Source organism: Photobacterium sp. GJ3 (genome assembly GCF_018199995.1).
Classification (GTDB): domain Bacteria; phylum Pseudomonadota; class Gammaproteobacteria; order Enterobacterales; family Vibrionaceae; genus Photobacterium.
In genome coordinates, this window is the sequence record NZ_CP073578.1 from 57,425 (window position 1) to 71,411 (window position 13,987).

The window sequence follows — 13,987 nt, forward strand, 5'->3', positions numbered from 1 at the left end:
ATCTGGCCGGATAAAAAAAGCGGAGCCTTTCGGCTCCGCCAGTGGTCGGGGTTTCCCCCGAGTTTGCAACTGAGTGTTATGATTGCCGATGCTCGGTTTTAGTGACTATGCGCCTCGCCAGCACCTTTCGGATAGCGGATGGACTCGACCAACTCCTGCACATCCTCTGGGACTTCGGCGGTGAATTTATTGACGACAATAGCCACCACGAAGTTCACACACATTCCCAGTGTACCAATGCCCTCAGGGCTGATGCCGAACCACCAGTTGTCTGGGGTGCTGGCTGCCGGGTTGATGAACTTGAAGTAAATGATGTACGCCGCGGTAAACAGGATACCGCTCAGCATCCCGGCAATCGCGCCTTCTTTGTTCATCTTCTTATAGAAGATGCCCATGATAATCGCCGGGAAGAAGGACGATGCAGCCAGGCCGAAGGCAAAGGCAACCACCTGTGCCACAAATCCCGGTGGATTGATCCCCAGATAGCCTGCACCAATCACCGCCAGTGCAGCACCAATCCGAGCGGCCCTCAGCTCCTGCTTGTCGGTCATGTTCGGCTTGAATCCTTTCTTGAGCAGGTCGTGCGAGACCGAGGTTGAGATCACCAGCAGCAGGCCCGCCGCCGTGGACAGCGCCGCCGCCAGGCCACCTGCGGCCAGCAGAGCGACAACCCAGTTTGGCAGTTTTGCCAGCTCAGGACTTGCCAGAACGATGATGTCACGGTTGATGTTCATTTCATTACGCTCATCGCCTGAGTAGAACATCTTGCCGTCGCCATTCTTATCTTCCCAGGCCACCAGACCGGTTTTTTCCCAGTTCTTGACCCAGCCCGGTGCCTGTTCAGCAGCAACACCCTGCATGTCCGGACCATTAATGGTTTCGAACATATTGATGCGGGCAAAGGCTGCCACGGCAGGCGCGGTGGTGTACAGAAAAGCGATGAACAGCAGTGCCCAGCCGGCAGAGATCCGTGCATCTTTGACGCGAGGTACGGTGAAGAAACGGATGATCACGTGAGGCAGGCCAGCGGTACCCACCATCAGAGCAGCGGTGATGAAGAAGACATCCACCATGCTCTTCGAGCCATCAATATAGGAGTTGAAGCCCAGTTCAGTACTCAGCCCTTCCAGTTTATCCATCAGATACACATCAGTACCGCTGATGGTCGAACCAAAGCCGACTTGCGGGAACACGGAACCTGTGACCATGATGGAGGTGAAGATGGCAGGCACCATGAAGGCGAAAATCAGCACGCAGTATTGGGCGACCTGAGTGTAAGTGATCCCTTTCATGCCACCCATGACGGCATAGAAGAACACGATAGCCATCCCGATGATAATCCCGATGTTGATATCAACTTCAAGGAAACGGGCAAACACAACGCCGACGCCCCGCATTTGTCCTGCGACATAAGTGAAGGAAACAAAGATTGCACAGAACACGGCTACCATACGGGCAGTTCGGGAGTAGTAACGATCGCCGATGAAATCCGGCACGGTGAATTTGCCAAATTTACGCAGGTAAGGTGCCAGACACAGCGCAAGCAGGACGTAACCGCCGGTCCAGCCCATCAGGTATACGCCGCCGTCATAACCGGCAAAGGAAATAATCCCGGCCATTGAAATGAAGGAAGCGGCTGACATCCAGTCTGCTGCCGTCGCCATGCCATTCGCGACCGGGTGAACACCGCCGCCTGCGACGTAGAATTCACTGGTGGAGCCCGCGCGGGACCAGATCGCGATCCCGATATAGAGCGCGAAAGACAGACCGACGAGTATGAAGGTCCAGGTTTGAATATCCATGAGTGACGACTCCCTTAATCCTCGTGAACGTTGAACTTACGGTCCAGCGCATTCATTTTGTAGACATAGACGAAAATCAGTGCCACAAAGACATAAATGGACCCTTGCTGTGAAAACCAGAAACCGAGCTTAAAACCGCCCAGATTGAACTGATTGAGGAAATCTACAAACAATACCCCGGCCCCGTATGACACGAGGAACCAGATGGCAAGCAAAGAACCCATAATGGTCAGGTTCTCCTTCCAGTAGGCTTGCGCTTGCTCCTTGGATTCAAACGCCATGGTCATCTCCTTATGATGGTCTGTCATTTTCAGTTAAAGAAATGTTACCTGATGACAATAGCAAGCTTCTTTCTGAGGCACAGTCCAACTTTAGTCGGGCAAAAAACGACCAAAACAAGCTGGAATTGAATAGGTTAGTGATTTATGTCAATAAAAATGCGATGTTAAATTGGTGTTAAGTTAGCCAAAAGTATAAGGCGGAGAAGGGACTGAGATTGAAGGGCTCGTTGGCTCGGTTTCCGGTTTTCCCTTGGTGGAAGAACGATTTTTCAGTGGATTACACTGGTTGATTGGAGAATTTGTTTACATATAGTTTTCTTAATGTCGCTGTAATTTAGGGCAAAATATAAAAGCGTGTCACTGAACCAAGGGGCACAGATAACAACAAGAAAGATGATGAATGGAGGATGAGTGGACGCTATTACAATTAACAGCTTTTTTTTGGTTGGTGCACTCCTGATTGCGTTAAGTGTTCTCCTGAGTCCGGTGTCGTCCCGATTGGGGATCCCGATTCTGCTGGTGTTTCTGGCCGTAGGGATGCTGGCCGGTGAAGACGGGCCGGGTGGCATTTTATTTGATGATTATTCACTGGCTTATCTGGTCAGTAACCTGGCGCTAGCCGTGATTCTGCTGGACGGCGGAATGCGGACCCGGGTTGCCAGTTTTCGCGTTGCGTTCTGGCCATCGATCACACTGGCGACGGTCGGCGTTGCCATTACAACCGTTCTGACCGGCCTGATGGCGATGTGGCTGTTTGATCTTGCGCCGCTTCAGGGCATTTTGGTGGGCGCCATTGTGGGATCGACTGATGCGGCTGCTGTTTTTTCCTTGCTGAAAGGACGCAGTCTGAACGAACGGGTCGGCTCGACCCTGGAAATCGAGTCCGGTACCAACGACCCGATGGCCGTCTTTTTAACCGTCACCCTGATTGCTGTGTTGAGCAGTCAGGGAGAAAGCTTCGGTGCCGGGTTTCTTGCACTGAGTTTTGTCAAACAGTTTGGCATCGGCACATTGCTGGGATTGGCCGGCGGCTGGGTCTTGTGGCGGATCATTAATCGCAGCCAGTTACCCGAAGGTCTGTACTCCATTCTGGCTGTCAGCGGCGGCCTGATGATTTTTGCCGTGTCGAACGCGCTGGGCGGCAGCGGTATTTTGTCGATTTATCTCACAGGCCTGCTGCTGGGGAATCGTCCGACCCGCTGTCGTCATTCCATTCTGAACGTGCTGGACGGGATGACCTGGCTCAGCCAGATCGGCATGTTCCTGGTGCTGGGTCTGTTGATTACACCATCAAATCTGATGGATATCGCCCTGCCGGGTCTGGCTCTGGCCTTCGGTATGATTTTGTTTGCCCGGCCGATATCGGTCTGGATTGGCCTGCTGCCATTTCGCAGTTTCACGGCACGAGAAAAATGGTTTATCTCCTGGGTGGGACTGCGTGGTGCGGTGCCTATCATATTGGCCGTATTCCCGATGATGGCGGGTCTGCCGAATGCGCAGCTGTATTTTAACCTGGCATTTTTCGTGGTCATGGTCTCGCTGATCCTTCAGGGCGGAACGCTGACCAAAGCCATGTCGCTGGCCAAAGTCGAGCTCCCGAGCCGGCCGGAGCCGGTGTCGCGCACCGGGGTTGAGATCTTCCCGACTTCGGAGTGGGAGTTGTTCGTTTACCGGATGAAAGCCGACAAATGGTGTATCGGTGAGCCACTACGCAACCTGTTCTTACCTCAAGGCACCCGGATTGCGGCGGTGTTCCGGGGAGAGCAACTGATGCACCCTTCAGGCAGTACGCGGCTGGAGGAAGGGGACACGCTGTGTGTGCTGGCGCAGGAAAAAGATCTGGAAGCGCTGAGCCAGTTGTTCAGTGAAGCGCCTGAAAAAGCCGAACTGGTGCGTTTCTTCGGGGACTTCTTTCTGGATGCAAACGCCCGGCTGGCCGATGTGGCTGTGGCGTACGGTCTGGATCTGGGCGATATCGATCCGGCGTTTACGCTCAAGGATCTGGTGATTCAGCATCTGGGGGTGAATCAGGTGCTGGGGGATAATTTTGAATGGAATGGCCTGTACTGGGTCGTTGCAGACGTGATCGACTGGCAGGTGACTAAAGTGGGTTTACGCCTGCCAGAAGAAGAGGAAGAGAAAAAGGACGGGCCAGAAGAAGAGTAAGTCTGAACTGATACCAATCAAAGTCAGTCAGTGATCAAAAATAGCGCAGGATAAATGTTTGAGAACAAGACAGATTTTTTAGATAAGTAGTGATTCTACAATCAAAAAATCTAACGCAGTGATCGAACATTTGAACAAGCTAGGATGACCAGTGATTGACTGCGATTGGTATTACTCGCCTCCGAGTTCGTTGAGCAGGATGACCGCCTGCGTCCGGTTCTTGACACCAAGTTTGCGGAAGATGGCGGTCATATGCGCTTTAATCGTAGCTTCAGAGACATTCAGCTCATAGGCAATCTGCTTGTTGAGCAACCCATCTGATAACATACACAAAACTTTGTATTGCTGGGGGGTCAGGGTCGCAATCTTGGCCGCCAGCGCATCCATTTCCGGGTTGTCTTCATCTTCACCAATCCCTGGCGGGAAGTAGGGATCGCCGTCCAGAACCTGATTCAGCGCACTGATCAGCGCCCGCATGTCGCTGGATTTCGGAATGAACCCGAAGGCACCATGATGCCGGACCTGACGGATCACCGACGCTTCTTCGTTGGCAGAAACCACCACTACAGGCAGTTCAGGATATTGAGCACGGAGCTGGATCAGTCCGGACATTCCATTGGCGCCGGGCATTTTTAAATCCAGCAGCAACAGGTCAACATCCGGTTCTTTCTCAAGCAGTTGTAGGAGCGTTTCAAGGGAATCCGCTTCCAGCAGATTCGCTTTGCTGACCGCCATATGCACCGATTGAAACAGGGCATTGCGAAACAGCGGGTGGTCATCGGCGATGACAATGGTGTACTGAGCGTCCATGGCATTCGTAGTCTAGTTTTTGTTAACGCTAGCATTGCTCAAATGTCAGATCAATTTGTTCCCCCTCAAGATACGAAGTGGATCCGGTCCTTGGTGCCACTTGAGGGGGAGTTTATACCGACAGCGTATGCTCAGATCAGGGTTGAGCAATCAACTGGTTTGCCTTGAGGTGATCGAGGAAAGGTGCGGCCTCCACAAATCCGGTCAGGCGTGCTTTCGGGGCCTGCTCACCGTCGGCATGCCAGAAATCCAGTGTCGGTAGCCCCAGCACGTTCATTTTTTGCAGCAGCTTGATGTCGTCCGGTGTACTTTGGGTGACATCAGCCTGCAGCAGGACAAAGCGCTGCAGCTGCGGGGCAACTGACGCATCGTGGAAGGTATATTTATCAAATTCCTTACAGGCGACGCACCAGTCGGCATAGAAATCCAGCATCACAGGTTTTCCTTCAGCTTTCGCCTGAGCCAGCGCAGCATCCAGTTCCGCCATATCAGCAACCCGCTGGAAGGTGATGTCCGGGACGGGAGTTGTGACCGTCTGAGAGCCGGACGTCTGGAACACGGCCTGGTAGATCGGCAGCAGCGATCCGAGCAGACCGACAATGGCTACGATGCCCACCAGACTGCTGCGCCAGGAATGGCTCAGGCCCTGTTTGACGTGATACAGCCAGCCAAACAGTGCAAGTCCAAACCCGGCCCACAGGAAGGGCATCCATGATTCAGGCAGAATGCGTTCCAGCAGGAAGAGCGGCACGGCCAGCAGCACAAATCCGAAGAAGGCTTTCACCCGATCCATCCAGGCCCCGGCTTTGGGCAGCAGGCGGTTGCCGAACATGGCCACCAGAATCAGCGGAATTCCCATCCCGATGGCCAGCGCATAGAGCGCGACCGCACCGGTAAGTAAGTCCCCACTTTGGGCGACATAAATCAGTGCGCCGGACAGCGGTGCCGTGGTGCACGGTGAGCAAACCAGACCGGAAATGGCACCCATGGCAAAGACCCCGCCCAACTGGCCGCCTTTTTGCTGGTTACTGAGCTGATTCAGCCAGGTCTGGACACTGGCGGGCAGTTGCAGGGTATAGGCGCCAAACATCGACAGCGCGAGCAACACGAAGAGTGCACTCAGGCCAATCAGCACATACGGATGCTGTAAGGCGGCCTGAAACTGGAGTCCGGCCGAAGCGACCACTAACCCCAGCACGGTGTAAGTCAGTGCCATGCCCTGGACATAAGTGAATGCGAGGGTAAAGGTCCGGCTGGTGCTGAGCTGGCCGCGTCCGAGGACGATGCCAGTCAGAATCGGGTACATCGGCAGGACACACGGGGTGAAGGCCAGCCCGATGCCCAGCGCCAGAAAGAGCAACGGCGTCCACCACTGTTCTGCCAGTTCACTGGCCAGCTGATCCTGCCGGGACTGCGGGGCAGCGGTGTCCGGACGAGATTGAGTGTCGTTTGCCGGGTTTGTTGCAGTAGCGGCTTCAGCCGCAGGGAGGATCAGGTTTGCTTTGACCGGCTCATGACTGCCGGGCGGTGTGCCTGTAACGGCAAACAGCGGGACTTCACGGGTTTCCGGCGGGTAGCAGAATCCGGCTTTGGCGCAGCCCTGATAGCGGACGGTCAGCGTAGCCTTGTCTCCGGCCTGTTTGATCGGAACATTCAGCGCCATAGACGCCGGATAAATATTGACCTCGCCAAAGAACTCATCCTTGTAAGGCGTTCCGGCTGGCAGGTGAATCTCACCGACCACAGCGTCCTGAGTGGTGACTGAAAACTGATGCTGGTACAGGTAATAGCCGGGCTTGACCTGCCAGTCCAGCACCAGTTGATCACCACGTTGATCAAAGTTGAATGCAAACGCCTGATCCACAGGGACAAAGCTGTTCTGGCTCGCATTGTCAGTCAGGCCCGGCAGAGAAAACTCGGCCCGCAACGGCAGGCTGAGCAGCAGGCACGCAAAGACAAACAAACGTGAGATGGGCAAATGTCGCAATATCGTCATCAATTTCGGCTCGTAACAGTAAGGGGCTGGCCGCCTGAAAGCGGACTGCTTTTCAGACGACTATACCTGATTGCTCTATGCCTGTCAGACCGGGGAAACGCGTCAGAGTTTCATATCGGTGTTTTCCTTCACGCAATCATGGGACCGAACACAAAACCGAGTGCGACAGAGGCGGCAATCGTGGTCACGCCGGGCAGGAAGAAGGGATGGTTAAACACCAGATTGCCAATCCGGGTCGAACCGGTGTCATCCATCTCCACCGCTGCCAGCAGGGTCGGATAAGTGGGCAACACAAAGAGCGCGCTGACCGCTGCAAAGGAGGCAATGGCAGTCAGGGGTGAGACGCCGATGGCCAGCGCAGCGGGCATCAGGGCCGTGGTGGTTGCGCCCTGGGAGTAGAGCAGCATGGAGGCAAAGAACAGTGTGACTGCCAGCATCCACGGATACTGAGCCAGCAGTTCTCCGGCAACGCCTTTGATTTCATCAATATGGCTGGCGACAAAAGTATCCCCCAGCCAGGCGACCCCTAACACGCACACACAGGCGCTCATCCCGGATTTAAAGGTCGCGGCATTGGCGATCTGACTCGCATCAATCTTGGTGAGCAGCACAATCGCCATGGCCGCTGTCAGCATGAAGACCATGATGGCATCGTTCCGGCCCATTGCCGGATCAGGGATCAGGCCGACGGCGTCGGACACCAGCGTGGCATAAATCACGACGGCAGCGATGGCCGTGAGAAAAATAAAGGTGGCCGGTTTGGCACTGGCCGGAATCTGTCGGGTCTGACTGCCCTGAACGTTCACCAGACCTTTTGCAAGTCTGTCCTGATAGACCGGATCATCTTTGAGCTCGCATCCTAAAAAACTGGCGATCATCGCTCCGACCATACAGGCCAGAAACGTACTCGGAATACAGATGGCCAGTAACGTCAGATAACTGATCCCCAAAGGTTCCAGCAACCCGGAAAAGAACACCAGTGCGGCGGAAATGGGGGAGGCGGTGATGGCAATCTGAGAGGCAATCACTGCGATCGACAGCGGGCGGGACGGCCGGATCCCTTGTTCTTTCGCGACTTCAGCGATGACGGGCAGGGTCGAGAACGCGGTGTGCCCGGTACCCGCCAGCAGTGTCATGCCGTAAGTCACCATCGGAGCATAGAAGGTGATGCGTTTGGGATGTTTGCGTAAAAAGCATTCCGCCAGATGCACCAGCCAGTCCATGCCCCCGGCCACTTGCATGGCAGCGATGGCGGTGATGACTGACATGATGATCAAAATGACATCAACCGGAATGTGCCCGGCGGGCAGGCCCAGTCCGAGCGACAGCACCAGAACACCGGCGCCACCGGCGAATCCGATGCCGATCCCGCCGATCCGCGCGCCGAGAAAAATAAAAGCCAGTACAACGAACAGTTCAATTCCAATCATGACAACCAACCCCTGCGGTGATGTGATACCAATCGCAGTCAATCACTGGTCATCCTCGCTTGTTCAAATGTTCGATCACTGCGTTAGATTTTTTGATTGTAGAATGACTACTTATCTAAAAAATCTGCCTTGTTCTCAAACATTTTTCCTGCGTTATTTCTGAACATTGACTGACTTTGATTGGTATGATTGAAACCGGGTATTCTCAACGGCTCCTTGTCGGAATCGGTTTCAGTGCAATACTTCTTCACAAATTATCGCGTTCACGATATCACCAAATTCAGGCCGGGAAATTGATTCAGAAAGGTGATCCGGTTAAAAGGCTCCGGTGCTATGGTTGAAAATCAGGGGAATCGCGCCATCGTACCCCCTGACTGATTTGATTTATTTTCCTGCCTGACAAAAGGGGTGTTTGTGTTTCCTGTTCTCTTGTTGCTGTTTATTCTGGTCCCCGTGATTGAAATTGCCCTCTTTATTCAGGTTGGCGGTGTGCTGGGATTGTGGACCACCTTATTTCTGGTGCTGCTCACAGCCATCGTCGGCGCATCACTGGTCCGCAGCCAGGGCATTGCGACTCTGATGTCGGTGCAGGATCGGCTCAATCGCGGTGAGTTACCTGCCCAGCAGATTCTGGAAGGTGTCATGCTGGCGGTGGCTGGTGTTTTGCTGCTGACGCCGGGATTTATGACGGATGCCATGGGGTTGGTCGTATTGCTGCCCGCACCCCGTGCAGCGCTGGCCAAATACCTGATGACCAAAGTGAAAGTGCAGAGCATGCATCAGGGCGGCTTTGGCGGCGGTTTTGGTTCACAGGGACCGTTTTCTCAGCGCGGTCCGTTTGAACGGGATGAGAACGGAGATATCTTTGACGGCGAGTATGAACGCAAAGACGAAAAAGAGAAAAAAGACAAATCAGACGACGATGATCAGCATCGTCTGCACTGAGTGTTGAATCATCCGACCTTGATGCCCTTTTCTTGAGCATGAAAAGGGTTGTCAGCGTGAGATGGACGACGAATCTGCTGCTTGCGACTCTGTGACTTTGATATGCTTGCGTCGCAATTGTCTCGCATACACCAAGGCTGCCAGGCCACACAGCACATTCGCGACGGCAATGCCGGTAAACAGCCCTTCAGTACCATTGAGTTGTCCGCCAATCCATGCTGCGGGCAGCAGCAGACCAAACAGGCGGATCAGGTTCCACAGCAATGCCTGAAATGACAGGTGCAGGGCATTCAGCGCATTGATTAACTGCATACAAACGGCCAGTAAGCCATAACTGGCTGGCACCAGGATCAGGTAATGCCACAGCTGCGTCTGGACGGCTTCATCCTGACTGAACATGGCGGAAATCGGCCAGCTGAGCGGCACCATCATGATGAAGACCAGTAACTGAAAGCCGATGGCAAACTTCATGGCAGTAAACAACGCTGTAAACGCCCGCTTGGGCTGCTCTGCACCTAAATTTTGTGCCATGAAGGGCATCAGGGCTGAGCCCAGAGCAATCATCACCAGCATCAGTAACGATTCAATCCGCATCGCGGCACCATAGGCTGCCACAGACGCCGTGCCTTGTGTTGCCAGCAATGTCATGACCAGCGCGTTTGAGAGCGGCGTCAGCGCGTTTGAGAGTCCTGCTGGCGTACCTACGTGCAGAATTTGCCGCCAGTCGGCAAAGATGAGTCGTAAATCCGGGGTTGCCAGTAGTTTTTCACGGACAATCAGCACCCGCAGCGACCAGACCAGCGCGACTGCCCAACTGACCCCACTTGAAATGGCTGCGCCTTGTACGCCCAATTCAGGAAACGGGCCGAGGCCAAAAATCAACATCGGATCGAGTACCCCATTGATCCCGCCAGCCAGCATCATAATTTTTGCCGGGGTTTTGGCATCTCCCGTAGCACGAATGGCACTGTTACCGGCCATTGGGATCACCAGCAACGGGATCGCCAGATACCAGACGTTCATGTATTCGTGAATGATGGGCAGCAGATTGTCTTCAGCCCCGAGCAGGCGGAACAGCGGGTCAATGGTCAGCAGTCCCAGCGTCGCTGCCGCGACCACCAGCAGCACTGCCAGCAGGAGGCCATGACTTGAGACCCGAGCCGCTGCATGCGTGTCACCCCCGCCCAGCAATCGGCCAATACAAGCGGATAAACCCACCCCGACGCCCATGGTGATCGAGTTCAGGGCAAAAGTGACGGGAAAGGTAAAACTCACGGCAGCCAGTGCCTGAGTGCCCAGCAGCGAGATAAAAAAGGTGTCGACCAGATTGAACATCAGGATCGCGACCATGCCGAACACCATGGGAATGGTCAGGCGTCGTAAAACTTCCGGAATCGGATCGGACAACAAACCGTGTTTATCGGGGCGTTCTGCTTGGGTCATAAGGCTCTCGCGTACTTCAGTGCCTGCACACCCTAATGCAAAGAATGTGATCCGGCAAAAAATCTGGCAGAAAAAACAAAAAAATTTCGCGACAGGACTTGGGTTCCAGAAAAACGACCCAACATGTCTAGAGAACAGATTTCGCGAGACGGCAAACTCACCGGCTCGCTTTTATATAAACCTATGGATATTACCAAAATCAGGAGAGACGACCGATGAATATTCGTCCTTTACATGACCGAGTGATCGTTGAGCGCCAGGAAGTTGAATCAAAATCTGCTGGTGGCATCGTTCTGACTGGTTCTGCTGCAGAAAAATCGACCCGCGGTATCGTACTGGCTGTGGGCAAAGGCCGCATTCTGGAGAATGGCTCTGTGCAGCCGTTGGACGTGAAAGTTGGTGATACTGTGATTTTCTCAGAAGGTTATGCAACCAAGACCGAGAAGATTGAAGGCAAAGAAGTTCTGATTATGTCTGAAACTGACATCTTGGCAATTGTTGAATAATCCATTCACCTCGAATCAAGAATGAAGAAAGGAAGTTAAACATGGCTGCTAAAGACGTAAAATTTGGTAATGACGCTCGTGTAAAAATGCTGGAAGGTGTAAACGTTCTGGCTGACGCTGTGAAAGTCACTCTGGGCCCGAAAGGCCGTAACGTAGTACTGGACAAGTCGTTCGGTGCACCAACCATCACCAAAGATGGTGTTTCTGTTGCGCGTGAAATTGAACTGGAAGACAAGTTCCAGAACATGGGCGCACAAATGGTGAAAGAAGTTGCTTCTCAGGCGAACGACGCAGCGGGCGACGGCACCACAACAGCAACCGTGCTGGCGCAATCGATCGTCAACGAAGGTCTGAAAGCTGTGGCTGCGGGCATGAACCCGATGGATCTGAAGCGCGGTATCGACAAAGCGGTTGTGGCTGCGGTTGAAGAACTGAAAGCGCTGTCTCAGCCTTGTACCGACAGCAAAGCGATTGCTCAGGTGGGTACAATTTCTGCGAACTCTGATGCGACCGTGGGTAACATCATTGCGGAAGCGATGGAAAGAGTGGGCCGCGACGGTGTGATCACCGTTGAAGAAGGTCAGGCACTGCAAGATGAACTGGACGTGGTTGAAGGCATGCAGTTCGATCGTGGTTACCTGTCTCCTTACTTCATTAACAACCAGGAAGCAGGCAGCGTTGATCTGGAAAGCCCGTTCATCCTGCTGGTTGACAAGAAAATCTCAAACATCCGTGAACTGCTGCCAACACTGGAAGCGGTTGCAAAAGCGTCCCGTCCACTGCTGATCATTGCAGAAGACGTGGAAGGTGAAGCACTGGCAACACTGGTTGTGAACAACATGCGTGGCATCGTGAAAGTTGCTGCTGTGAAAGCACCAGGTTTCGGTGACCGTCGTAAAGCTATGCTGCAAGACATCGCTGTCCTGACGGCCGGTACTGTGATTTCTGAAGAAATCGGCATGGAACTGGACAAAGTGGTTCTGGAAGATCTGGGTCAGGCGAAACGCGTGACGATCACCAAAGAAAACACCACCATCATTGATGGCCATGGTGAAGAAACCGCGATTCAGGGCCGTGTGACGCAAATCCGTCAGCAAATCGAAGATGCAACGTCAGACTACGACAAAGAGAAACTGCAAGAGCGTGTTGCCAAACTGGCAGGCGGCGTTGCAGTGATCAAAGTTGGCGCAGCAACTGAAGTTGAAATGAAAGAGAAGAAAGACCGCGTTGAAGATGCCCTGCACGCAACCCGTGCTGCGGTTGAAGAAGGCGTGGTTGCCGGTGGTGGTGTTGCCCTGATCCGTGCGGCATCGAAACTGACCGAGCTGACTGGCGACAACGAAGAGCAAAACGTGGGTATCCGTGTTGCGCTGCGTGCGATGGAAGCGCCAATCCGTCAAATCACTCGTAACGCAGGTGACGAAGAGTCTGTGGTTGCGAACGAAGTGAAGAACGGCGAAGGCAACTTCGGTTACAACGCTGCAACAGGCGAATACGGCGACATGCTGGAAATGGGTATCCTGGATCCAACCAAGGTCACCCGTTCTGCACTGCAGTTTGCAGCATCTGTTGCTGGCCTGATGATCACCACCGAAGCCATGGTCACTGATCTGCCAAAAGACGACGCACCAGACATGGGTGCCGCGATGGGCGGTATGGGTGGCATGGGCGGCATGATGTAATCAGCCCCGTCATCTGTGATGAATTTGAAAACCCGCCGCAAGGCGGGTTTTTTTATGGGTAATTTTTACATCTCTGATGTTTGTATTTTCAATCTGGCTTGAGGCGCTGAGGGTTTTATGTTGAGGGGGATGGAGATATACAATTTCTGGCGACTATAAGACCCTCAAGATAAACCTGTTTTTTAAAGCCGTCGTGAGAATTGAATCCGCTGCTCAATATTTAATTCTTAATTCAACCTCATCTTGATAAAAAATATACTGATTTTATTTGAGGTGTTTGTGATTGAAAAATATTTGAATGTTTGGAAGCGTAGTTTTGATTATCAATCCAGGGCGACTCGTTCGGATGTATTAATTTTCACTTTGATTCATTGGTTTGTGGCTTTGCTTTTGTCACCTTTGTTGACGGTGTTTCAAGGCAGTTGGATCGTTTTATTCTTTATACCTTTTGTACTGATATTGATGGTTTCCATCGTTCCTTCTTTATCTATGCTGGTGAGAAGGTTTCATGACATGAATATGAGTGGAAAGTGGTTGGGTACTTACTTCGTACTGAGTCTGATCCTTTTCTACTTGATGGTTAACCTGATGAAAGAGTTCAGTGTGCTTTCTGGGTTTGCTTTAGTGCTCTTTGTGATACTGCAATTCCCCCTATCAATATTTATTTTCTTGTCGCCTGAACATTTTGAAAATCGATATGGGAAAGACCCAAGGGGATAATCAATCAAACACTTTCTGCTGTTTCCTGAGACAATCATAGAAGTTACCGCGACGAAGTCCTCTACTCCTATAGCTGGGTGTCATGGTTACAGGTAGTTCTCAGCGATGAAAGGTGACATGTCATGTATCACGCCTGATAGCTTGTCACCCCAAATATAGCAAGGCATCCAGCGTTGTACGGGGGGGGCTGTGAAGGAAGTCTGTTT

Annotated in this window: 11 protein-coding genes; 5 read left to right on the top strand and 6 right to left on the bottom strand. The window is 52.9% G+C overall.

Features of this window, described 5'->3' with window-relative positions:
- Positions 1-98: 98 nt before the first annotated feature.
- Together KDD30_RS00280 and KDD30_RS00285 are read right to left on the bottom strand one after the other, a co-directional pair.
- On the bottom strand, positions 99-1,802 hold the full coding sequence (locus tag KDD30_RS00280) for a sodium:solute symporter family protein (protein ID WP_211646869.1): 1,704 nt from the start codon (positions 1,800-1,802) through the stop codon (positions 99-101).
- Between the two features lie 14 nt (positions 1,803-1,816).
- Positions 1,817-2,083: a DUF4212 domain-containing protein gene (locus tag KDD30_RS00285; RefSeq protein ID WP_211646870.1), complete on the bottom strand. Its 267-nt coding sequence runs from the start codon at positions 2,081-2,083 to the stop codon at positions 1,817-1,819.
- 411 nt (positions 2,084-2,494) lie between these two features.
- Here KDD30_RS00285 and KDD30_RS00290 point away from each other — a divergent pair, with 411 nt between their 5' ends.
- The gene (locus KDD30_RS00290) at positions 2,495-4,249 is read left to right on the top strand and encodes a potassium/proton antiporter (protein ID WP_211646871.1); all 1,755 of its coding nucleotides are present in this window, start codon (positions 2,495-2,497) and stop codon (positions 4,247-4,249) included.
- Positions 4,250-4,420: 171 nt separating this feature from the next.
- Here KDD30_RS00290 and KDD30_RS00295 read toward each other — a convergent pair whose 3' ends face one another.
- The 3 genes from KDD30_RS00295 to KDD30_RS00305 all read right to left on the bottom strand — a co-directional run bounded on the left by KDD30_RS00295 (position 4,421) and on the right by KDD30_RS00305 (position 8,485).
- Entirely contained in the window at positions 4,421-5,059 is a 639-nt protein-coding gene (locus tag KDD30_RS00295) for a response regulator transcription factor (RefSeq protein ID WP_211646872.1), read from the bottom strand.
- A gap of 136 nt (positions 5,060-5,195) precedes the next feature.
- Positions 5,196-7,055 carry a protein-disulfide reductase DsbD gene (locus KDD30_RS00300; protein ID WP_211646873.1) on the bottom strand — a complete coding sequence of 620 codons (1,860 nt, stop codon included), beginning with the start codon at positions 7,053-7,055 and terminating at the stop codon, positions 5,196-5,198.
- A gap of 128 nt (positions 7,056-7,183) precedes the next feature.
- Positions 7,184-8,485 carry an anaerobic C4-dicarboxylate transporter gene (locus KDD30_RS00305; protein ID WP_211646874.1) on the bottom strand — a complete coding sequence of 434 codons (1,302 nt, stop codon included), beginning with the start codon at positions 8,483-8,485 and terminating at the stop codon, positions 7,184-7,186.
- 414 nt (positions 8,486-8,899) lie between these two features.
- Here KDD30_RS00305 and KDD30_RS00310 point away from each other — a divergent pair, with 414 nt between their 5' ends.
- A complete protein-coding gene (locus KDD30_RS00310) occupies positions 8,900-9,430 on the top strand; it encodes an FxsA family protein (RefSeq protein ID WP_211646875.1) in 531 nt (176 codons plus the stop codon).
- Positions 9,431-9,481: 51 nt separating this feature from the next.
- Here the strand turns inward: KDD30_RS00310 and KDD30_RS00315 are convergent, their stop codons facing one another.
- Positions 9,482-10,873, bottom strand: coding sequence for an MATE family efflux transporter (locus KDD30_RS00315; protein WP_211646876.1), 1,392 nt, complete (start codon positions 10,871-10,873; stop codon positions 9,482-9,484).
- A 215-nt stretch (positions 10,874-11,088) separates the two neighbouring features.
- On the opposite strand from KDD30_RS00315, the gene KDD30_RS00320 reads away from it, so the two are divergent.
- The 3 genes from KDD30_RS00320 to KDD30_RS00330 all read left to right on the top strand — a co-directional run bounded on the left by KDD30_RS00320 (position 11,089) and on the right by KDD30_RS00330 (position 13,781).
- Positions 11,089-11,379 (top strand): co-chaperone GroES, encoded by a 291-nt coding sequence (locus tag KDD30_RS00320; RefSeq protein WP_036750845.1) that lies wholly within the window; start codon positions 11,089-11,091, stop codon positions 11,377-11,379.
- Between the two features lie 41 nt (positions 11,380-11,420).
- Positions 11,421-13,061 carry a chaperonin GroEL gene (groL, locus tag KDD30_RS00325; RefSeq protein WP_211646877.1) on the top strand — a complete coding sequence of 547 codons (1,641 nt, stop codon included), beginning with the start codon at positions 11,421-11,423 and terminating at the stop codon, positions 13,059-13,061.
- A 279-nt stretch (positions 13,062-13,340) separates the two neighbouring features.
- Positions 13,341-13,781, top strand: coding sequence for a DUF805 domain-containing protein (locus KDD30_RS00330; RefSeq protein WP_211646878.1), 441 nt, complete (start codon positions 13,341-13,343; stop codon positions 13,779-13,781).
- Positions 13,782-13,987: the final 206 nt, after the last annotated feature.

Coding starts and splice junctions, on each gene's coding strand:
- KDD30_RS00280 (WP_211646869.1), bottom strand. CDS start 1,802: ATGGATATTCAAACCTGGACCTTCATACTCGTCGGTCTGTCTTTCGCG.
- KDD30_RS00285 (WP_211646870.1), bottom strand. CDS start 2,083: ATGGCGTTTGAATCCAAGGAGCAAGCGCAAGCCTACTGGAAGGAGAAC.
- KDD30_RS00295 (WP_211646872.1), bottom strand. CDS start 5,059: ATGGACGCTCAGTACACCATTGTCATCGCCGATGACCACCCGCTGTTT.
- KDD30_RS00300 (WP_211646873.1), bottom strand. CDS start 7,055: ATGACGATATTGCGACATTTGCCCATCTCACGTTTGTTTGTCTTTGCG.
- KDD30_RS00305 (WP_211646874.1), bottom strand. CDS start 8,485: ATGATTGGAATTGAACTGTTCGTTGTACTGGCTTTTATTTTTCTCGGC.
- KDD30_RS00315 (WP_211646876.1), bottom strand. CDS start 10,873: ATGACCCAAGCAGAACGCCCCGATAAACACGGTTTGTTGTCCGATCCG.
- KDD30_RS00320 (WP_036750845.1), top strand. CDS start 11,089: ATGAATATTCGTCCTTTACATGACCGAGTGATCGTTGAGCGCCAGGAA.
- groL (WP_211646877.1), top strand. CDS start 11,421: ATGGCTGCTAAAGACGTAAAATTTGGTAATGACGCTCGTGTAAAAATG.